This is a genomic window from Chryseobacterium sp. FR048 (assembly GCF_056844665.1).
On sequence record NZ_JBXDSE010000001.1, the window covers coordinates 1,017,633 to 1,037,592 of the forward strand.

Annotated in this window: 15 protein-coding genes and 3 tRNA genes; 7 read left to right on the top strand and 11 right to left on the bottom strand. The window is 37.4% G+C overall.

Annotation, left to right across the window (positions count from 1 at the left end; translation table 11 throughout):
* From AC106K_RS04650 to AC106K_RS04680, 7 genes are all read right to left on the bottom strand, one after another.
* The gene (locus AC106K_RS04650; RefSeq protein WP_482443495.1) at positions 1 to 1,590 is read right to left on the bottom strand and encodes a DUF6850 family outer membrane beta-barrel protein; all 1,590 of its coding nucleotides are present in this window, start codon (positions 1,588 to 1,590) and stop codon (positions 1 to 3) included.
* Positions 1,580 to 2,923 (bottom strand): DUF4876 domain-containing protein, encoded by a 1,344-nt coding sequence (locus AC106K_RS04655; protein ID WP_482443496.1) that lies wholly within the window; start codon positions 2,921 to 2,923, stop codon positions 1,580 to 1,582. Before AC106K_RS04655 ends, AC106K_RS04650 begins: the two co-directional genes overlap by 11 nt.
* Before the next feature lie 18 nt (positions 2,924 to 2,941).
* Positions 2,942 to 5,638 (bottom strand): TonB-dependent receptor plug domain-containing protein, encoded by a 2,697-nt coding sequence (locus tag AC106K_RS04660; protein WP_482443497.1) that lies wholly within the window; start codon positions 5,636 to 5,638, stop codon positions 2,942 to 2,944.
* Positions 5,639 to 5,849: 211 nt separating this feature from the next.
* On the bottom strand, positions 5,850 to 6,896 hold the full coding sequence (locus AC106K_RS04665; protein WP_482443498.1) for a hypothetical protein: 1,047 nt from the start codon (positions 6,894 to 6,896) through the stop codon (positions 5,850 to 5,852).
* A gap of 192 nt (positions 6,897 to 7,088) precedes the next feature.
* A complete protein-coding gene (locus AC106K_RS04670; protein WP_482443499.1) occupies positions 7,089 to 7,943 on the bottom strand; it encodes a glycosyltransferase family 2 protein in 855 nt (284 codons plus the stop codon).
* Positions 7,944 to 8,019: 76 nt separating this feature from the next.
* On the bottom strand, positions 8,020 to 9,420 hold the full coding sequence (aspA, locus tag AC106K_RS04675) for an aspartate ammonia-lyase (protein WP_047097914.1): 1,401 nt from the start codon (positions 9,418 to 9,420) through the stop codon (positions 8,020 to 8,022).
* A gap of 72 nt (positions 9,421 to 9,492) precedes the next feature.
* Positions 9,493 to 10,515 (bottom strand): N-acetylmuramoyl-L-alanine amidase, encoded by a 1,023-nt coding sequence (locus AC106K_RS04680; protein WP_482443500.1) that lies wholly within the window; start codon positions 10,513 to 10,515, stop codon positions 9,493 to 9,495.
* A gap of 135 nt (positions 10,516 to 10,650) precedes the next feature.
* Here AC106K_RS04680 and AC106K_RS04685 point away from each other — a divergent pair.
* From AC106K_RS04685 to AC106K_RS04705, 5 genes are all read left to right on the top strand, one after another.
* Positions 10,651 to 10,735: transfer RNA gene (locus AC106K_RS04685), tRNA-Ser, on the top strand.
* A gap of 14 nt (positions 10,736 to 10,749) precedes the next feature.
* Positions 10,750 to 10,824: transfer RNA gene (locus AC106K_RS04690), tRNA-Pro, on the top strand.
* A 43-nt stretch (positions 10,825 to 10,867) separates the two neighbouring features.
* A tRNA-Arg gene (locus AC106K_RS04695) sits at positions 10,868 to 10,941 on the top strand.
* A gap of 48 nt (positions 10,942 to 10,989) precedes the next feature.
* Positions 10,990 to 11,244 (top strand): GIY-YIG nuclease family protein, encoded by a 255-nt coding sequence (locus AC106K_RS04700; RefSeq protein WP_482443544.1) that lies wholly within the window; start codon positions 10,990 to 10,992, stop codon positions 11,242 to 11,244.
* Positions 11,245 to 11,344: 100 nt separating this feature from the next.
* A complete protein-coding gene (locus AC106K_RS04705; protein ID WP_482443544.1) occupies positions 11,345 to 11,599 on the top strand; it encodes a GIY-YIG nuclease family protein in 255 nt (84 codons plus the stop codon).
* Positions 11,600 to 11,774: 175 nt separating this feature from the next.
* Here AC106K_RS04705 and AC106K_RS04710 read toward each other — a convergent pair whose 3' ends face one another.
* Both AC106K_RS04710 and AC106K_RS04715 read right to left on the bottom strand, forming a co-directional pair.
* On the bottom strand, positions 11,775 to 12,458 hold the full coding sequence (locus tag AC106K_RS04710) for an MBL fold metallo-hydrolase (RefSeq protein WP_482443501.1): 684 nt from the start codon (positions 12,456 to 12,458) through the stop codon (positions 11,775 to 11,777).
* A 54-nt stretch (positions 12,459 to 12,512) separates the two neighbouring features.
* Positions 12,513 to 13,100: a Crp/Fnr family transcriptional regulator gene (locus AC106K_RS04715; protein ID WP_482443502.1), complete on the bottom strand. Its 588-nt coding sequence runs from the start codon at positions 13,098 to 13,100 to the stop codon at positions 12,513 to 12,515.
* A 257-nt stretch (positions 13,101 to 13,357) separates the two neighbouring features.
* Here AC106K_RS04715 and AC106K_RS04720 point away from each other — a divergent pair, with 257 nt between their 5' ends.
* Positions 13,358 to 14,182 (top strand): 5'-nucleotidase, lipoprotein e(P4) family, encoded by an 825-nt coding sequence (locus tag AC106K_RS04720; protein ID WP_482443503.1) that lies wholly within the window; start codon positions 13,358 to 13,360, stop codon positions 14,180 to 14,182.
* Positions 14,183 to 14,451: 269 nt separating this feature from the next.
* Here the strand turns inward: AC106K_RS04720 and AC106K_RS04725 are convergent, their stop codons facing one another.
* Complete coding sequence (locus tag AC106K_RS04725; RefSeq protein WP_482443504.1) at positions 14,452 to 15,582, bottom strand: hypothetical protein; 1,131 nt, start codon at positions 15,580 to 15,582, stop codon at positions 14,452 to 14,454.
* A complete protein-coding gene (locus tag AC106K_RS04730) occupies positions 15,579 to 17,192 on the bottom strand; it encodes a helix-turn-helix domain-containing protein (RefSeq protein WP_482443505.1) in 1,614 nt (537 codons plus the stop codon). Before AC106K_RS04730 ends, AC106K_RS04725 begins: the two co-directional genes overlap by 4 nt.
* Before the next feature lie 400 nt (positions 17,193 to 17,592).
* Between AC106K_RS04730 and AC106K_RS04735 the strand changes: the two genes are divergently transcribed.
* Positions 17,593 to 19,884: a fibronectin type III domain-containing protein gene (locus AC106K_RS04735; protein ID WP_482443506.1), complete on the top strand. Its 2,292-nt coding sequence runs from the start codon at positions 17,593 to 17,595 to the stop codon at positions 19,882 to 19,884.
* Positions 19,885 to 19,960 lie beyond the last annotated feature (76 nt).

Here is a 19,960-nt window from a genome sequence, read left to right on the forward strand (position 1 = left end):
TTAATAAAATACTTTCAGTGCGAAACTAGCAATAAAGTTCGCATTGCCGTTATAGCCTGGTACCGCCTGTTTATAGTCATTAGCAGCAAGCCAGTTTTGTGTTAAAACTCCTTCCATTTCATATCGGATCTTTCCCCTGTTCATTTTATACTTCAGATTAAGGGTAAGCCCCAGCTTTTCAGAAGCATCGTAGGCATAATCCGGAATGGCAATTTTCTGTACAAATATATTTTCTTTATTACTTTCATAAGGAGTGTATACAAAGTCTTTATCAACAGGAAGATAGAGATACTGGTCCACTCCTAATGCCAGTTTATCATCAGAATTAATACGAAATTCTTTTTCATACCCCACACGGTATTGGAAATAATTAATTTTCCTGTTCAGGACAACCGAAATATCCTTTACATTATTCTGTCCATACAACAGATCCAGGCGAATTTTTTGAGATTCATTTTTTGAATTAAACCAACTTACACTATTATTCCATCCCAACTGGTATTGATGCAGCCTGTAAGTTCTGTACTTAAGCTCATAATTAAAATTATCATCCAGCTGATCCCAGAAATCAAATCTCGAAGCCCAGTTATATCCATTAAACCTTCCTAAAAAGTTAGCATATATACTATGTCTATCGGTTTTTAATCCTGAATACTTATCATAAACTCTGTAATTCCGATTATTTGTATCTTTATAAGTATAAATTTTATAAAACCGCTCAATAAAATACTGATAATCATACCCGGCGCTGAAATGAATATTTCTGTTATTGAATGCATACTCCCCTCCCCAGATATAACCGTCAGATTTATACTCAGTTGAAGAATAAAGAGTTCCTTTGTACTGGGTTCCATATCCTTCATTATAACGGATATATACACTGTCATTGGAAGGAACATTGGTATTCAGATTGACATACATAATGTCGTTTGCCCTATAATCATTAAAATATTTTCCTTTTGCAAAAAGGCTATGCCCTTTCCAGTTCAGACCAATTTTTGAAAATACATTATATACATAGTGGTCTGTTTTCGGACGTGGATCTGCATCTCTATATGCTTTTGTAAAGTTACCTTCCACTCCCAGCTGGGTAATCAGAAAATTTACAGGTCTGTATGCCAGGACTCCATAAATATTATAATCCTGCTTCAACCAATCTGCTGCCCGTGGAGCATAAAAATAGGACGGATTATGGATAAAGGACTGATTGGTAGTTCTTTCTTCTGTTAAGATAAAAGGAACGGCGTATTCTTTTTCCCGAACCGCATTAAGTCTTCCGGAAAGCGCAACCTTCGGAGAAAGCTGAAATACACCTTGTGAATTGAAATTAAAGCCTTCAGATTTCTCAGGAGACTGAATTCTTTTAAATCCTTGTTTATTAACCGAATAATTAAAAGATGTCGCAGAGAAATCCAATGGGTGAAAGAAACTCAGATATGGATTTTCCAGCCTGATATTTTTTTCTACTGTACTGATATCGATACTATCAAGCCTGGTAACCTGGGAAAACAGCCTCTGATTGACCATTAACAGCAGGAGAACCAATAGGCATTTATTGAGTGATCGTCTATTTTTATAGTTATTGTGCATTTCCTCTTGGATTAGCTTGTATAGTGGTAAAATCATTTTGTGAGTTATTCGTATCCATAAGAACGACTCTTCCTTTGATGATCTGCTTTGTTTTTCTAATGATAGAGTAAGAACTGTAATCTGCATAAGGGGCTCCTGCAGCATTTTTTATGAAAGCTCTTGTAGCATCAATACTTACCGGTAAATCTTTCGGAGCTTTCTGCTCTTTATCTGTAGTATCTACTCCATCAATAATAATTTCTTTGGGAATTCTTACAAACAATGCTCCGTTTAAACTTTTAGGACTCGGTACTTTTGCAAAAGAAGCAATCTCACCCGGTTTTGCTTTAAAAATAATAAATGCGGGTCTTGAAGTAACTACCAGTAACATATCTCTGGAATTCACTGCCCAATGCACAATTTCCATATCGGGAACCAATATATTTTGAATATCATACAAATAAGGACTTCCGCCATTGGCAGTGAAATAATCCCCCAGATAAGTTTCAAAGTCTGCTCCACTCAGATCTACGGTCTTTTCAGGATCTTTAATGCTTACAGACTGTCCGTTAAGATTATCATAAGGCGCTTTGTGGTTGATAGCAGTCTGAGCAATAACAATACTCTTTCCCGGTAGTAAAGGATGATCTTTCCCTGTACCAGGTATTCTGATGATGGTATTTGCATATACAAAATCTGTATTGGCACTTCCACCAATTGTATTTCCTGTAGACTTACTCCAGTCATATTGTCCGTTTGCCAGTGTGTAAGAAGTAACATTACTATTTGTATTTCCTTCTAAAAGGCCCACATATAAACCATCTACGTATACTGTTTCATCAGAATTATTATAGATTTCAAGGAAATGATCTCTGAAACTGGCCCCTTCAGTATTGGAAGAACCCGCATAATAAACCTGCTTGATGACAAGATCTTCTATCCTTCCTGAAGAAAGTGTGACTACTGTTGCCGAAACATTCACATTAACAATCACTTTCTCCTGCATTCCGCCAAAATAAACTTCAGGATTGACGGTAGGTATTTCAAACGTATCTTCGTAATCCTGTTTAGACATCGTCATGTCTGCAGTAATGTTATATGTTCCGGGAAGAATAGCATTAAACTTCAATTCTCCGTTGGCATCGGTTTTTCCTATAATTTTATCTCCTGTAGAAGTATTTTCAAGGATGATATTTACATTGGCTGCTTCTTTGCCTTCCAACTTGGCGTCGTATTTAGCGGCTATTGTGAAAGGTACCGGCTGAAGATCACTGCCACTTCCGAAATCATCGTCTCTTTTACATCCTGTAAGTAGAATAAGAGGTAAAACCAAATAAGTTATTATATTTTTCATAATACAAAAAGTATTTTATTAAAATTTATATGAAATATTAGCTCCAAAAGATGCTGGGCTAAAGTTTTCGTAAAGAGTTCCGTATTCATTGTATGCTTTAAGGTTGAAAACATTATTCACATAAATGGAAATTCTGAAACCGCTTAAGAAATCTTTCGTGACCCTAAGATGTATATTGTGTAATGTTTTCTTTCCCAAACCGGATAGAGATTCTTTAGATTCCTTTCTAAAAAGAGGCTGATATTTTGGATTACTTCTTTCTTCTTCCGGAATGAGCACTGTATTAAGATTCTTATCTATATATCCGATGGGATAAATATTTTGGCCTAACGTTATCCTTTCATCAATTAAAAAGTGGTCGGTACGGAGACCTATGATCAACCCAGAAGAAGGTAAATGGTAATCAAAACTAAAGCTGGCTCTTGCCATATTGGCATTTGAGTAGGTATCGTTATATAATCCGTACTGAAATGCAGGATCCGGGATATCCAGGGTTGCTATTGTAGGTATACCTTCGTTTTTTTTACTTTTCGTTTTTACGTAGGAAGCATTAAAGCCTGTTATCAGGTTCAGTGCTTCTATCTTTTTAAAAGATACCATAAGCTCCAGCCCTTTATCAGTAGACTCATAACCGTTGATGATTCTGTTTTGCAGGTAATAGAACTTATCCTTCCCTACGATTTCAAAAGTAGGAATTTCAGTTCCCACTGCTGTTATTTCCACTTTGGCTTTATCCATCATTTTTGCAACGGATATAGTGCTGAAACCGTCGAAAAGTTTATTATAATATCCGGTAAGATTTACATAGGCAAAAGGAAGCTTATAATCTATCCCAAATTCTGTTTTCCAGCTTTTTGATGGTTTCAAATCCACATTATCACCTGGAGTCACAACGGTCTGCATAATTCCCACTGTATAGTATCCCGGAAGGCGATAATCTCCCAGTAACAGGTCAAAATACCTTGGCCCTGTATACAATTGGTTCAGAGAAGGAGCTTTGGATGTTAGCCCTACTCCCGCACGAAGGGTAAGGTTTCCCATCTGATAAGAGGTATTTACCCTCGGAGAAACTGTGGATCTTCCATTTTGAATATCATATCGCATTCCCAGGTTGGCCCGGATGCCATGTTTATTATTTAATCTTTTAAAAATATTATCCTGAACGTAAAAAGCATATTGTGTAGTAGCCAGTACATTATCCTGATAATTATAGTCTCTTACTCCGTTTGCTGTTCCTCCAGCAGTGGCAATGGTAGAAAACTGTCCGGCGGTACCATATTTTCCTTTTCCAAGGTTATCTCCATATCTAAAATTAAATCCAGCAGAATAGGAATGAACCCATTTTTTAGACGTAGTATATACGCCATCGGCACTTGCATTGAGGTAAACGTTTATCGGTTTCCCATCCACGTAGGTCATATTCTCATAACTTGGCGGGGTATAAGGTGCATAATACACACTGTTTTCCGTTGCATTACCATAGGGGCGGGCTCCCTGGTTCAGAAAATACTTTCTTTCTGTAAGCTGTGTGGCATAGCTCAGTCCTATGTCTGCTCCAATAGTTTTAAATATTTTTTTAGTTCCTTTAAAAATATATTTAAAATTGTCACTTATGGTAAAGCTTTTATTGTTACTGCTGAGTACAACACCCTGAAGATCATCAGGATCTTTTTTCCCATTACTCGTATTCTGGGAGAATGCAAAAGAAAGCTTATTTTTTATTCTGTTCTTATTGATACCCCAAAGAACATTCGTGCTAAACCGGTTATAACCAACAAGACTTGTCCTTGGATCAACAATAGAATTCATATAATCTGCCGAAACGTTGAGTGCCTGGTCATTTTTTAAAGAAAATCCTCTGGCAAGCCCAAGCTGGTAGGTTCCTTCCCTGATGGAAGCATCCAGACGCAGCGGAGACCTTTTGGCAAATGTGGTCACCTTAATCAGTCCCGAAGTCAGATCTCCATATTTGGCATCAGGAATTCCCTGGATAATTTCTATACTTTCAATATTTTCTGTGGGAATTTCTCGTAAGTCTACCCCGAAATTAGGTTGCGAAGGCGTTAATGTACCTGATTTCCCTGCTGTAGTGGTAAAACTGATTCCGAATGGTGAGCCATAGGCAGAATTATAGCTTTGCATATTTTCATTATTAGACAATGCAATATCATTCACCATTACCTGTACCCCAAAAGCTTTGTTTCCTGCCTCATCTCCGCTTAAAGTAGTAGTACTCGAAGTTATTGATGCTCCGCTGGCTGTACGAAAAACAATATTTTTAAATTTTGCATTATCAAATGGCTGTATATACTGACCCGGTAATTGCTGAAGGACGTCACCAATAGAAAAAGACTGTATATTCTGAAGAGCCTCCTGCTTGATTTCTATTTCAGAGAAATTTTTCTTTTTAGCAGTAAGCTCAATTCCATCTATTCTAATATCTGAAACAACATCTGTATAAACTATTGTTGCTTTCTTATCTTTCACAACAAGTTTCTCGTTCTTTTTTAAAAAGATGGTTTGGGGAGCTTGCCCGGGATGTTTAATAATAATTTCACATCCTCCTGTATATGTAATATCTTCTCTATTAGCATATATCATTTTGCATTTTTTCACTTCGAAAGTACCCGTATTCAGGTCAATATTTCTCTCCTGAGCATACAAAATAGTAGCATATCCCATGAATAGGACTGCGCTTAATACAATTCGTTTCAATTTTTTATAATTAGACCGCGAAGTTATTTATAATTTTTCTAAATAAAAATAATCGAGTATTGAAATTTATCATTCCTTTAATAATTACAACAAAAAATTTCGATTTAATCAATTAATACACCACATCGTGAAAACTATACTCTATATCAAAAAAGGAGCTCTATCATAGGTAGAGCTCCTTTTTATATGCAAATATTGTAATCAGATCGGGTTATTTAGAAATAAGACTGAATAACATTTCCTCTGTTTTTTTCTGAATTTCTATTTTGCTATAATATTTTTGAAAATCAAAATGAAGGTGGGTAAGTTCATTCAACTGGTCCAGAATATTTTCTTTTTCAGGAATGATAAAATCGAGTTTTGATGGGTAATTTGAAGGAAAAACAGCCAATTTTCCATAGGCAATAGCGTCACCAAAATTCCCTGTCATTTTAGAAACGCCATAAGTTTCTTTTATACTGAAAAACGCTGTCTCCTGTTGAATAGGACACCACAGGACATCTGCTTTCTGCATCCATTTTTCAAAATCGTCAGAAGATACTCTTTCAGAAAAATAGGTGATTTTGACTTTGTCATGGAGTTGCTCAGACAGATGCTTAAGCTGTTCCAGTTCGTGATCTTTTGCTTTCCCAAGGAATATAAACTCACACCTTTTATCAGTCTTTATATTCTGAATTGTCTTAAACACAGCATGATAATCTCTTCTCTTCTGCGAAACTCCTCCGGGAATAACTACCGTAAGATCCTCATTACTTATTTTGTCGAAGGGTCTTGTATAAAAAAGAGGCAAAAACTGATGCCTGTCTGACCTCAATGCTTCATCCAAAATCAAAAGGGATTGGGCACTCTGATAGACTTTCGGTGTAGAGAGCAATCCTTCTTTCAGCCACAGCTTCAATCTGTAGATTACATCTTCTTTGAAAATGCTTTTCATCAGAACCAGCTTTGAAGCTTTTGTAAAGTTGAGATTATGGGTGATGATAGCGGTATTATATTTCTTCGTTACAGCCCAAAACGTATTGAAATAGCGATGAACCGTTCCTATAATGATCAGATCATATTTTTTTCTTTTAAGCTGATCCAGAATCATTGAACTGTCTGACAAAAATGCAGATTCTCCTTTTTCATCAACCTGATCTTTGATTTTCTTTGAAAAATAATAGTCTACTTCAAAAGCCTGAGAATCTTTCATAATATCTATAAAAGCCTGGGCTATTTCCGCATGGGTATCGATCTCTATGTATGCTATTTTTTTCACTGAATTAAAGCTATTCGTTTTATAAGTTTTGGCTAAAGCCAATGGATTTTATTTTTTTATATTAAATGGGCTAAAGCCCATTTCTATTGAATTGACCGATAATTTTTCATGAAACCTCTATGATTCCGAGACTCCGTAATTTCACGATTCTGCAATTTCGCAATTTCACCTTTTTACAATTTCACTCTCCCTCTACATCTTCAGCCATTTTTTCTTCAGCATTCTCCATCGTTGGTTATTCACCGCTTTTTGCTCTTCCTTTGTAATCTTAAGTTCAAGCTTTGCAGATCTGCAGTTTTCATATGATCTGATGATTTCGAAGAAAAATGATGGGGATTTGCTTTTCATTGCTTCTTTAGAGGAAGCGACGTAAGCCAGAAATCTGTTGAGCCCTAAAAAGTAAAAATATCGGCCATAATAATCGGCTGGTCTTATCGTATAATCTGCTCCTTTTACTTTGATCAGTTTTACGTGAAGTTCGGGAATAACAACTTCCTTCCACCCCAGATTATCAAGCAGTATGGAATCAATATTATCCCAACCCAGTGTTTCTCTTAAACCTCCTATCTGCATAAAACATTCTCTGCGATAAGCCTTCATAGGGCCTCTTACATGGTGCTTATTAGAATTTCCTTCATAGACCCAGTTTCCGTCCTTTTCTATATACAGTAAACCTCCTACTAATCCGTACTGTGGATGGTCCGCAAAAGCTTTGGCTATTGTTTCCAGATAAATTTCAGGGAGAATAATATCGGCATCAAATTTACAGATGACATCAAACTCATCAGCAGCCTGTGTCTTCAATCCGTTTTTAAAAGCATTAACGACTTTAGATCCGGGCTGGTGTTCAGATTTCTGAAGGTTGATGGTTTCGAAACGGGTATCGGTCTCTGTATATTTCCTGATGATTTCGGGAGTATGGTCTGTGGAGCCGTCATTCACTACCACGACTTTGAAATCCCTGTGACTTTGCTGTTGTAAAGAATCAAGGGTAAATGAGAGGTTATCTTCTTCGTTATGGGCGGGAATTATAATTAAAAACCTCACGAATTATAGTATAAATGATGAATGATAAGTGATAAATGATCTCTATTAGTGACCATTTATCACTTATTGATTTTTATTATTTGTTATGCGGCTTCAGCATATTTTTCGGATCAAGAATTTCGTCTAATTTCTCCTGAGAAAGAATTCCTTTCTCCAAGACAAGATTATAAACGCTCTTCCCTGTTTCCAATGCTTCTTTTGCAATCTGCGTAGACTGTTTGTACCCGATGTAAGGGTTAAGTGCCGTTACAATACCAATGCTGTGTTTTACCATATTCAGGCAAACTTCTTTATTCGCAGTGATTCCTGTTACACATTTATCACGAAGGGTATCTAAAGCATTACGAAGGAAGTTGATATTTTCCATGATGGCATGAGAAAGTACCGGTTCCATTACGTTAAGCTGTAACTGTCCTGCTTCTGCAGCAAACGTCACTGTAAGATCATTTCCGATCACTTTGAAACAAACCTGATTGACTACTTCCGGAATAACAGGGTTTACTTTCCCTGGCATAATTGATGATCCCGGCTGCATTGGCGGCAGGTTGATTTCAAAAAGACCAGCTCTTGGCCCTGATGAAAGCAATCTTAAGTCATTACAGATTTTCGACAGTTTCACAGCAAGACGCTTTGTTGCGGAAGAATAGATCACATAAGATCCGGTATCCGGTGTAGCTTCTACCAGGTCAGGTGCTGAAATAATCGGGAAACCTGTAATCTGAGCTAAGTTTTTAGCACAAAGAGTTGCATAGCCTACCGGAGCATTCAATCCTGTTCCAATGGCTGTTGCCCCCATGTTTACTTCTACAAAAAGGCTTGCATTGTTATTCAGTTTTGAAATATCTTCCTCTAAAGTCGCAGCATATGCTTCAAATTCCTGTCCCAATGTCATTGGTACAGCATCCTGAAGCTGAGTACGTCCCATTTTTATTACATCCTGAAACTCCACACCTTTGGCACGGAATGCAGCTACGATGCTCTCCAGTCTTTCTACCAGTGCAATGTTCATCTGCAGCAATCCCATTTTGATGGCTGTAGGATAAGCATCATTGGTTGACTGGGAAAGGTTGATATGGTCGTTAGGTGAACAGAATTCATATTCACCTTTATTTTTCCCTAGCTTTTCCAATACGATGTTCGCGATCACCTCATTAGCATTCATATTGATGGAAGTTCCTGCCCCTCCCTGGATCATATCTACCGGAAACTGGTCATGATATTTCCCGTCTACAATTTCATCACACGCTTCTGCTATTTTGAAATACAGGTTTTCATCTAGAAGTCCTAATTCATAATTGGTCTTTGCTGCTGCTTTTTTTACAAAAGCCAGCCCTTTGATAAAGTCCGGATATGAAGACAGAAGTTGTCCTGAAATCTTGAAGTTGTCGATAGCTCTTTGTGTCTGAACCCCATAATAAGCGTCTAGCGGCACATTCAGTTCGCCCAATAGATCGCTTTCTTTTCTGAAATTTTCCATTACAGATATTTTACTGTTTTTGATCGTTTAAAGATAGCAAAAACGCATCTAACGATGCGCTTTAATTTGAATTTATTTTGTTGGATATTTTTGATTTAAAGCTTGCAGTATTGCCCATGTTTCGGCATCCATAACTCCGTCATAATTCTGTGGACGGAAATGATATTGCAAGGCTTCAATTGTCTTCTTGGTAGCGTCATCCCACTTCCCGCTCAGTTCCAATCCATATCCGAATTTCTGCAAAGCAGTCTGAATCATGAATATAAAAGCAGGCTCATTATATCTTGCCACAAATTCTGTCTGAGCAAGATCAAAGTAATTTTGCTTAGCCGCTTCATCATACCACATTCCTATCTGGTATTCGTCGTATAGCTTTTTCCATGGGAACATAGGTCCGGGATCCTGTTTTCTTGTAGGCGCAATATCCGCGTGAGCAAGCACATTTGTAGGAGGAATCTGATACCTGTTGATAATATCTTTTGCCAATGCAGCTACTTTCTTCACCTGATCATCACTAAAAGGAGCGAAAATTCTTTTGCCTGCTCCGTTAGGGAAACCAACGTTTACAATTTCAATTCCTATGGAGGTATCATTAAGGTTTTTATCGCTTCTCCATGAGCTTACCCCTGCATGGTATGCTCTTTTGTTTTCGTCCACCAACTGGTAGATCTCGTTATCTCCTGTATTATTCACCAGATAATGTGCACTTACAGACTGCTGGGTAAGAACGGTAATCGACTTATCATCCGGAAGTGCTGTATAATGTAATATAAGATAACGTTGTCTGAAATTCTGCGCAACGGCAGGGAAATATGTTTTTACCACTTTATATCCGGCCGGTTTTGCCGATACAATGGAACCGTAGCTTGCCGTATTATCATTTTTTGTAGGATCTGCTATATTCGTAGTAAAAAAGTCGACGCCATGATCAGATACAACTTTTGGTTTTGGAGCTACCGGAGCCTGTGTCTGAACAGTCGGTTTTGCTTGTGTTACTGGGGTTTTCGGTTTGTAAGTATTTTTTTTCACATTTTGTTGGGAAGTACATGAAAAAACAAAAGTGCTTAATCCGATGATATATAATGTCTTACGCATCAGTTTGGTTTTTGAATGATTTATTACTTCAAAAATACACAAAAATTTCTTGAATTTTATTTGGTAAATAAAGAAATCTGTTCTATATTTGCACTCGCAATAACGGAACAACGATCATTAAAAAATAAACAAAAAGGAGGGTTGCCGGAGTGGTTAACGGAGCAGTTTGCTAAACTGTCGACGCGAAAGTGTCGCAAGGGTTCGAATCCCTTACCCTCCGCTCTTCTATATATTCGGGGCGTAGCGTAGTCCGGTCATCGCGCCTGGTTTGGGACCAGGAGGTCGCAGGTTCGAATCCTGCCGCCCCGACTTTTTTAATGTGCTTATTGACTAAGCAAGAATCAACTTTTAAGGGTGCGTAGCTCAGCTGGATAGAGCATCTGCCTTCTAAGCAGACGGTCAAAGGTTCGAATCCTTTCGCGCTCACAAAACCTCATCATTTTTATGGTGAGGTTTTTTGTTTATATTAGTTCTATGTGTTACTGCTATATTCTTTATTCTAAATCATTAGATAAATATTATGTAGGCCATTCTTGTGATAACCTACAGGAAAGGTTAAAAAAGCATTTATCAAATCATAAAGGCTTTACTTCAAAAGCTAAAGACTGGATCATTATTCATTTCGAAAATTTTAATTCTAAAGCAGAAGCATATAAAAGAGAATTGGAAATTAAAGCTTGGAAAAGTAAATCTTTGATTCAGAAGCTCATTAAAAGCTCAACTGGATAGAGCATCCCGATTTCAATCGGGACGGTCAAAGGTTCGAATCCTTTCGCGCTCACAAAACCTCATCATTTTTATGGTGAGGTTTTTTGTTTATATTAGTTCTATGTGTTACTGCTATATTCTTTATTCTAAATCATTAGATAAATATTATGTAGGCCATTCTTGTGATAACCTACAGGAAAGGTTAAAAAAGCATTTATCAAATCATAAAGGCTTTACTTCAAAAGCTAAAGACTGGATCATTATTCATTTCGAAAATTTTAATTCTAAAGCAGAAGCATATAAAAGAGAATTGGAAATTAAAGCTTGGAAAAGTAAATCTTTGATTCAGAAGCTCATTAAAAGCTCAACTGGATAGAACATCCCGATTTCAATCGGGACGGTCAAAGGTTCGAATCCTTTCGCGCTCACAAGAACCTCATTATTTTTATGGTGAGGTTTTTTGTTTCATTGTATATCTGAATTTTACAATCCAAAGGTTAAAAAAGAAGTCTAAATACCTCTTTTTAACATTTTTACACTATGATCTATCTTTAAACGGCCGAACTGCATTTAGCTACAAATCGTTCAAATTTCCGATCTGTATTTTGCATAACCGGACCGTGACCGAAACAGATAATAGAAGGGTTCAGTTTGGCCAACTTCTGGAGCGATCTGATGTTGCGCTGTTGGTCTGAGGTGAATATGTTTGGTGGAAGCCGAAGACCTGTCGCTGTCGTGAGTAAGTTCATATTTGTCGCCGCATCTCCGATGATCAGTACGCCATCCCTCTCCCGGAATAAAGAAATATGACCTGCCGAATGTCCGGGTGTCTCTATTACCCGAAAGTTTCCGATCATATCGTTTTCAACGACTGTTCTGTCTACTTTATGCCCCTGCCCTGCCCAGTACTTTTGCTGAAGTTTTGCCACCCAATGTTGTGAATTTGGATAATCGGTGGTTACCATACCGGTTTCAGTCCTGAAAATTTCATCGGGATGACATAGTAAAGGAATCCCGAATTCAGCGCATATCTGATCGCTACAGCCCTGATGGTCTGCATGTGCGTGCGTAAGTATATGTTGATCAACAGGGATTTTCCGTAGAGCTTTCTTTACTGTGGTGTATGAACTCCGAATTCCGGAATCTACCAATACACCTTCGATAATATAGCAGTTGATGCTGTTTCGTGGCATCAGTGGAATCTGGAATACTTCGGGAGCAATTTGACGTAGCATAATTTTTTTTTGCAAATCTATATTGCTGATCAGAACTTCATAAGGACATTTGTCCTATAATATATTCGATCTGTGTATTTGTCCCTTTGCCCGTGTAAGTGATCGCTGCGTGGTACCCAGGTACGAAGCAAGATCCTGTGTTGTTGTGCGCTGAATGAGCATAGGTTCGGCAGACAGAACATGACGGTATTTATCTACAACTGACTTATTATTATAATTCAGCAGATAATTTTCTTTTTGATGATACTCCTGCTCCATTATCGATTTTATCACTCCATTCCATGAGGTCATCTGACCAAGCAGATGCTGATAATCCAGGTAGCCAATCCTGTAGATCACACAATCTTCTATAGCCCTGATACTTCTTCTGGATTTTTCCTGCTTCACAAACTCTGGAAATGAGGTGACAAATTCATTTTCGAACTTGAAGCAGGTTATATTTTCCTTTCCTTCTTTGTCGACAGCATAAGCTTTTACAGCACCACTAGCGATAAATCCAATATACTGGCAGGACTCATCCTCACGGATAAAAAAATCACCTTTTTTTAATCGGATCGGTTTGAAGAACTGCATAGAAAAATGGATTTCCTCAGCTGATAGTCCTCCTGTCGAGAGCAGGTAATTTTCAAATATGTCAGTCATTTTTCTGTTTTTTTGTCCTTTTGCTTTTTCCTTAGCAGTCTATGGATCGAATATAAGATCTTGTGTCCAAATCTAGCTATTATTGTACATTCAAAAAAGGATGCATTCAAATTTTTTAAGCAATTTTATAAACCTAACAGGTTTTGAAAACCTGTTAGGTCTGCGTAAAAAAGAGAACATTTACTCCTAATAATAGAACGTATTGAGTTGCAGCAAAAATCAAATTGTTATAATTTTGCAATCTCTATTCTAATTCAATGAAAAATTTTAAATACATCGTCTCAGGCTGTTTTCTGGCTTTGATTGTCTCATGCAAAACAGCAGTTCCGGCTCCACAGGTTTCTAACGGGAATACTCCTTACCAAAATCTGGGGCATAGCGGAAAGATATATGCTGCATTCTATCAGCAAAGAGCAGCCGAATATGAAGCGCTTTGCCTGCAGGCATATAATATTGCAAAATTTCGTCTGGATGAAGCTTTAGCTCAAAAATCAGAGAAGCCTTTGGCTATTGTTTCAGACATTGATGAGACTTTCCTTGATAATTCCTATTATGCTGTTGAGCGTTCAAAAATGGGAAAAGATTATGATCAGAAGACATGGGAAGAATGGACTGCCAAAGGAATTGCCAAACCACTTACCGGTTCTCAGGAATTTTATCAGTATGCAGCCAGCAAAGGGATACAGGTCTTTTATGTTACCAACCGTGTAGAACAGGAACGTGCAGGGACGCTGAAAAATTTAAAAAAATATAATTATCCGCTTCAAAGTGACGCCAACCTGATTCTTCGCTCTAAGGAAAGCAGCAAGGAAAACCGAAGAAAAGAAATTGCTAAAAATTACAATATTGTACTTCTTCTAGGAGATAATCTTGCTGATTTCGCTGACATCTTTGATAAAAAATCGGAGGAGGGTCGCTCTGCTGCAGTGAAAAGTTCCGCGAAAGATTTCGGTAAAAAATTTATCATTATTCCTAATGTAGGTTACGGAGACTGGGAGTCTTCATTTTATCAGTACAAATATGATTATACCAATCAGCAGAAAGATTCAATGATGTATAATGCTGTGAAGGCTGCTCCTTAAAATAAATATTAGGTTAAGCAAAGTTTAGGGACTGCATAAAAGTGGAATTACCCTGAACAAAGCCTTGGATATAAATTAATAAACCTAACAGGTTTTGGAAACCTGTTAGGTTTGTTTGTAAATAGCTGTTTTGACGAACTTATTAAAGTTAGCAAAATCAATCTGTTAAACGTACATAGTAAAAGAACGTCTGCCTTCTAAGCAGATCGCTGATTCTTCATTATGTTTGGAAAAGCATTTTTTGAGACCGCCCCTTTCTAATTATTTTCTTAATCTCTGATAAGTACTTTAATTTCCTCCCGGAATCCTTTGTTCTGCTTCCGGATTTTAATGATTAGATATAGAATAATGATCAAAATAAAAGCGCCAACAATAATTGCAGCTGCAATAAAGTAATTATACCGATTTGTCACTCTTTCGCTCTTCTTCTGAGTTTCCCCATTATGAACATCAATAGCGTGATTGATAGACCTCAGCTCGCTCTCTTCTTTTTTGAATTTTGTTTCAATATATTTCTTGCTATATACCTGATAAAGCGCCGGATTTCCCATAGCAAGATAGTTATCTGCCATTTCTTTGTAGATTCCTTCATTAAGCATAAGATCTCCTGATTCTCTCCCCAAATCTTCAGACTTGATCAATAAATCTAATGCTTCCTGATTTTTATGTTTTTGTTTATTCATCTCAGCCAGCCCTTTCAGCGCAAATGCTTCAAGACTTTTGGCCTTAATCAGCCCCGCCAGATTCCTGGATTTCATAAAAGCGGTTCCAGCATTCTCCGGCTGATTAAGATTGAGATAACAATGACCAATATTGTAATAAATAATACTTTGATTAAAATAAGTTTTCTCTTTTTCTTTTATTTTTTCTAAACTTTTGATCGCAATGGTAAATTCCTGAAGGGCAATTTCAGGATTAGACTGGCTTTTATAGATCATTCCTCTCAATGCAAAGCTTCTGGCTGTCTCAAAGTTTCTCAGATAAGAGTTTTCAGGAAGTTTCACCAAATATTCATCTGCTTCGTCCAGGGCCTCAAGGCTTTTACTAAAAAGCTCCATTTGCTGGTACTGAACCGCCGCTGCAATAAGAAAACTGGTATTTATTTTGGGATCGTTAGTCTTTCGAACCAATTCTCTGGCTTTTAAAATATACTGCAGCGATTCATCAAAATTTCTTTTGGCAATTCCCGCTGTTGACAAAAGCAGATAGATCTTAACTGACTTATTGGGGTCTTTTTCTTTTTGAAGTAGTTTTTTCCCAATGCTTATAGATTGGTCAGGGTTATTATAAATTTCCTGGTTGGCAATTTTCATCAGGGAATCATCGGAAATTTTCTGCCCGAAAAATGCTACATGACAAAATAACGCTGCCAACAGGGTAATACGGAGGTATAATTTCATGATTCTTTATTTTTAATAATTTCCTGTATAAAGGCATTAGGAGACATCCCGGTCAGAGATTTAAAGACATTGGTAAATGCTCCGTGAGAAGAAAATCCTGAATATTCTGCCAGATAACTTACTTTATAATTGAGATAGGCAGGGTCTGTTTTCAGGAGACGTGCAATATGATTAATCCTCAGTTCATTAATATATCCATTAAAATTCTTCCCCTTATTGGCATTGATCACTTCTGACAGATATTTGGTATTGATCCCTGTTTGGGCAGAAAGGATCGCCAGCGACATATTTTTATTCAGATAATTATCAGATTTCTCCCAGTCTTTCAGTTTCTGCAGAATTTCTTCCTCTTTTTCTTTTGAAATTCTGGACGGATCTTTTTCCTGGTTTCTGCTCTCTTTTCCTCCCTCATCTTTTGGTTGAGCTACCTGTATCTGTACAGGCTCATCTTTCATTTTCAGTTTTTCAAAAAAACCGATCTGCTTTTTCAGATCTTTACCTTTAGCCAACTCATTGTAAAAATAAGCGATGCTTCCTGCTATAAGTATCAGAATAACAAGAATTACAATTCTGAATTGTTTTAATTTATTCTGTTTCTCAAATTCTATGTTTTTGTCATGATAGGTTTCCATGAGTTTCACAACATATTGTATCCCTTCTTTCCTGCTGGCATCCAGTTTTGCTTTCTGATCCGTGTATAAATTATTGTAGTAATAATACTTTTCGTCATTATGAAGTGCCAAATAATTGCGGGCAAAAAGCTCATAAAATATGATCTTGAGATCATTATAAGGCAGGTCACTGATTTCAGAAAATCCTTTTTCCAGATTTTTTATGGCCGTATTATACTCCTGTTTCAGAAAGAAATACCGGGAGAGACTTTCATAGGCAAAAGCAGTGATGAAAGCATTGTTATTGTGTTTTTCAATATCCTCAATCACATCATTAAGCTGTTTTTTTGCTTCTTCCAGCCTGTTCTTCCGCATCAGAAAATTGGACCGGAAAATAATATTCTCCCATTTAATAATTCTGTTTTCCTCATTATTGATGTTCAGGTAAGAGTCACTCTTATCAAGGTTTACCAGAGTGGCATCATAATTCCTGGTAATTCCGGCATTGATGGCCTGAAGCTGGAACAGTTTCGCAAGAACCATGCGTTCTTTTGCCTTGTTGCTTTTTAATAATTGGGGATCTTTTAAAATATCTGCAATAATATTTTTCGACTGTCCGTATAATCCTAAGTTCTGGTACTGATCCGCGAGGTTATAATCATCAAACAGTTGAATAAAATGGGAAAGACTCCCCTTCTCATCATTTTCTTCTTTCTGATTTGAGATACTTACGGACTGTACATAATTTCCCTGTAAAGCATAAGCCTGAGAAATAATATTTCGTAAAATAACTTTATGCTCAACATTCTTATCACTGATCAGAAGACTTTGGGAATAGCTGATACATTCTTCAGGATTTTGATATAATTTCTGAAAAGCCTTATCTGTCAGAAGACTGAAATCCGGAGCTGCCTGCCCATTTATTAAAACCGGACACAGCAGTATGAAGAACAATACCAACAGATCACTTTTCAGTATTTTTTTTAACACAAGGATCATTTTCCCACTGTTTTTATTTGATATTTCTATCATTACACCTTTAAACCCCTTTTAATATACAATACTGATTTACAGTATTTTAATTTTTAAATCCTTGTAAATTCAATGAATTATGCAAGCTCATTTCTTGATAAGGGGCAAATATAACGCTAATATTGTTCAAACCTTCAACCTGATTAAAAATATTAGACTTATTCTCAAGTTTCAATGAAATCATCACATCTATCATAGATTATTATTATAAAAAATAAAAGATAATCTTACAATAACCTAATATATGATTTTTAAGAAGCAAGGCAATGAGTAAAGATTCAAAAATCTATAGAGATACCCTATAAAAATTCATTCTACCACCCATGATCAGAATAAAATCTGACCATAAATTAAAAATAGAAATAAAATGAGAAAACATTACTTATGGATGATTTTGCTCCTTTCGGTTTTTAAACTGAATGCACAGACTTACTGTACTCCTACAGCAGGGGCCAACAGCCAGAACAACTACCTGAAAAATGCCATATTTTCAGATCAGGGAGCATTATATTATAGCGCATCAGCATATCAGGCATATGTTGATAATTCCTCAAGTCAAACTGTAACTTCTTATCCGGGAGGAACGGTGAATGTGCATCTGGACTTTGCAGGATCAGGAGTCAAATCTTATGTTTGGGTTGACTGGAATGCGGATGGAGATTTTGATGATTTCTATGAAAATCCGATTGGAGTTTCTCCTTATACTTCTGTAGATGATCAATTCTATATTCCTCCCTCTCAGCCGGCAGGAATGTACAGAATCAGAGTTCAGAGCGGAACATCAATCCCGAATCCTGCGAATCCTTGCGGGCCCAACAATTATGGTAATTTCGTAGATTTCGGTCTTAAAATAGTGCCTACGCCTACCTGTTTTGTTCCTACAACACTTGTTTCTTCAGGTATCACGAACAATTCTGCAACGATTTCCTGGACAGCACCTGATACGGCACCGGGAAGCTATGAATATTATTATACTTCTTCCACCACGATTCCGGATAATTCCACTCCTGCATCAGGAACCAGTACGACTCTTTCAAAACCCATCAATGGACTTGCTTCTTTTACTACCTACTATTATTATGTAAGATCGGTATGCGGTACTTCTGATAAAAGCGCATGGTCTTTAAGAGGCTCATTCAAAACCAAATGTGATGCTAAAACTTCCATGTTTGAAGATTTTGAAAGCACCCCAACGGGAACCACTAACGCTGACTGCTGGGACAGAATCGTTCTAGGCACCGGCTACCAGACGGTTTCTTCGGGAAGCGGAGTCAATAATACCAAAGGAATTTCTCAAAGTGCCAATGGAGCTGCGAATGCTGCCCTTGCAGTACTTCCCCTGTTCACCAATGTAAATGCAGGTACCCATTGGCTGAGATTCAAGGCAAAGGTAAGCGGTACGGCAGGTGTATTAGACATAGGTTATGTTACCAATGATACGGATGCTTCCACTTTTGTAAATATCCAGTCTGTAAACATCAGCAATACGGTCTACGATGGATACGAATATAATGTAATAGTTCCTAATACTGTTCCTGCCAATGCAAGACTTGCTATAAAGCACGGAGGGGTACCATCAGTAAATATTTATTGGGATAATGTCTATTGGGAACCCAAACCTACATGTTTTATCCCAACGAATGTAGTGTTATCCAATGCTACCAGCGCCACGGTAACCGCAACATGGACAGCGCCTACACCTGCCCCGGCAATGGGATACGATATTTATTACAGTACCAGCAATACTCCTCCTACTTCATCTACCCAACCCAACCTGACAGGAATAACGGCTAATCCATATATCATACAGGGATTAAATTCTGCAACAACCTATTACATCTGGGTAAGATCGAGATGCAGTAGTACTGACCAAAGCGCATGGAGCAATGTTACCTCTGTATTGACTCTTTGTGCCCCTGTAACTACTTTATCTGAAAATTTTGACTCATATAATATCGGTTTAATCACCAACGCTCCATGCTGGGGAAAGATTACAACAGGGATAGCCGGTATCAATATTAATGGAAACGGTGCACTTTCCGGAAGCAGACATATATTGCAGCGCAGCATATCTGCCGGTGATATAGCTATTGCAGTATTTCCTGAGATGAGCAATGTCAGTGCAGGAACCCATACCTTGAAATTCAATGCGTATTGCAGTATCAATACGGGAAAATTAGATATAGGATACGTAACCAATCCTACGGACGCTTCTACTTTTACCCTGATCCAGCAACTGAACATTACCAATACCTCTTATACTCCAAGTACCGGAACCAGCGAATATGCTGTTGCTATTCCGGATACGGTTCCTGCGGGGGCAAGACTTGCAATCCGTAATACGTATGCTGCCTCAGGAAATGCCCAGTATTTCTGGGATAATGTTTCATGGGCACCTACACAAACGATGGGGGTAAATGACATCGCATCAAAGTCAAAGTTTGGTATTTATCCTAACCCATTCACGGATGTTATCCATATTACAGAAAGCAAGAATCTGCAGTTCGTGATAATCTACGATGCATCAGGTAAGCTTATTCATGAATTCAAAAATTCTGAAAATACAATTTCATTAAAGGATCTCTCATCAGGTCTGTATTTCATTAAAATGATCATGAAAGACGGTACTTCCCAAACCGTAAAAGCAATTAAAAAATAAATGTTGTCTCTGTCATCAAAAGCGGCGAAAATTTACCCGTCGCTTTTATGGCAGTTTTTTTCACCATTCTAAATCT

What these genes read in the sequence shown, in the direction of transcription:
- AC106K_RS04650 (WP_482443495.1), bottom strand. Translation starts at nt 1,590, where the DNA reads ATGCACAATAACTATAAAAATAGACGATCACTCAATAAATGCCTATTG.
- AC106K_RS04655 (WP_482443496.1), bottom strand. Translation starts at nt 2,923, where the DNA reads ATGAAAAATATAATAACTTATTTGGTTTTACCTCTTATTCTACTTACA.
- aspA (WP_047097914.1), bottom strand. Translation starts at nt 9,420, where the DNA reads ATGGAAAATTTCAGAAAAGAAAGCGATCTATTGGGCGAACTGAATGTG.
- AC106K_RS04680 (WP_482443500.1), bottom strand. Translation starts at nt 10,515, where the DNA reads ATGCGTAAGACATTATATATCATCGGATTAAGCACTTTTGTTTTTTCA.
- AC106K_RS04700 (WP_482443544.1), top strand. Translation starts at nt 10,990, where the DNA reads ATGTGTTACTGCTATATTCTTTATTCTAAATCATTAGATAAATATTAT.
- AC106K_RS04705 (WP_482443544.1), top strand. Translation starts at nt 11,345, where the DNA reads ATGTGTTACTGCTATATTCTTTATTCTAAATCATTAGATAAATATTAT.
- AC106K_RS04710 (WP_482443501.1), bottom strand. Translation starts at nt 12,458, where the DNA reads ATGCTACGTCAAATTGCTCCCGAAGTATTCCAGATTCCACTGATGCCA.
- AC106K_RS04715 (WP_482443502.1), bottom strand. Translation starts at nt 13,100, where the DNA reads ATGACTGACATATTTGAAAATTACCTGCTCTCGACAGGAGGACTATCA.
- AC106K_RS04720 (WP_482443503.1), top strand. Translation starts at nt 13,358, where the DNA reads ATGAAAAATTTTAAATACATCGTCTCAGGCTGTTTTCTGGCTTTGATT.
- AC106K_RS04725 (WP_482443504.1), bottom strand. Translation starts at nt 15,582, where the DNA reads ATGAAATTATACCTCCGTATTACCCTGTTGGCAGCGTTATTTTGTCAT.
- AC106K_RS04730 (WP_482443505.1), bottom strand. Translation starts at nt 17,192, where the DNA reads ATGATCCTTGTGTTAAAAAAAATACTGAAAAGTGATCTGTTGGTATTG.
- AC106K_RS04735 (WP_482443506.1), top strand. Translation starts at nt 17,593, where the DNA reads ATGAGAAAACATTACTTATGGATGATTTTGCTCCTTTCGGTTTTTAAA.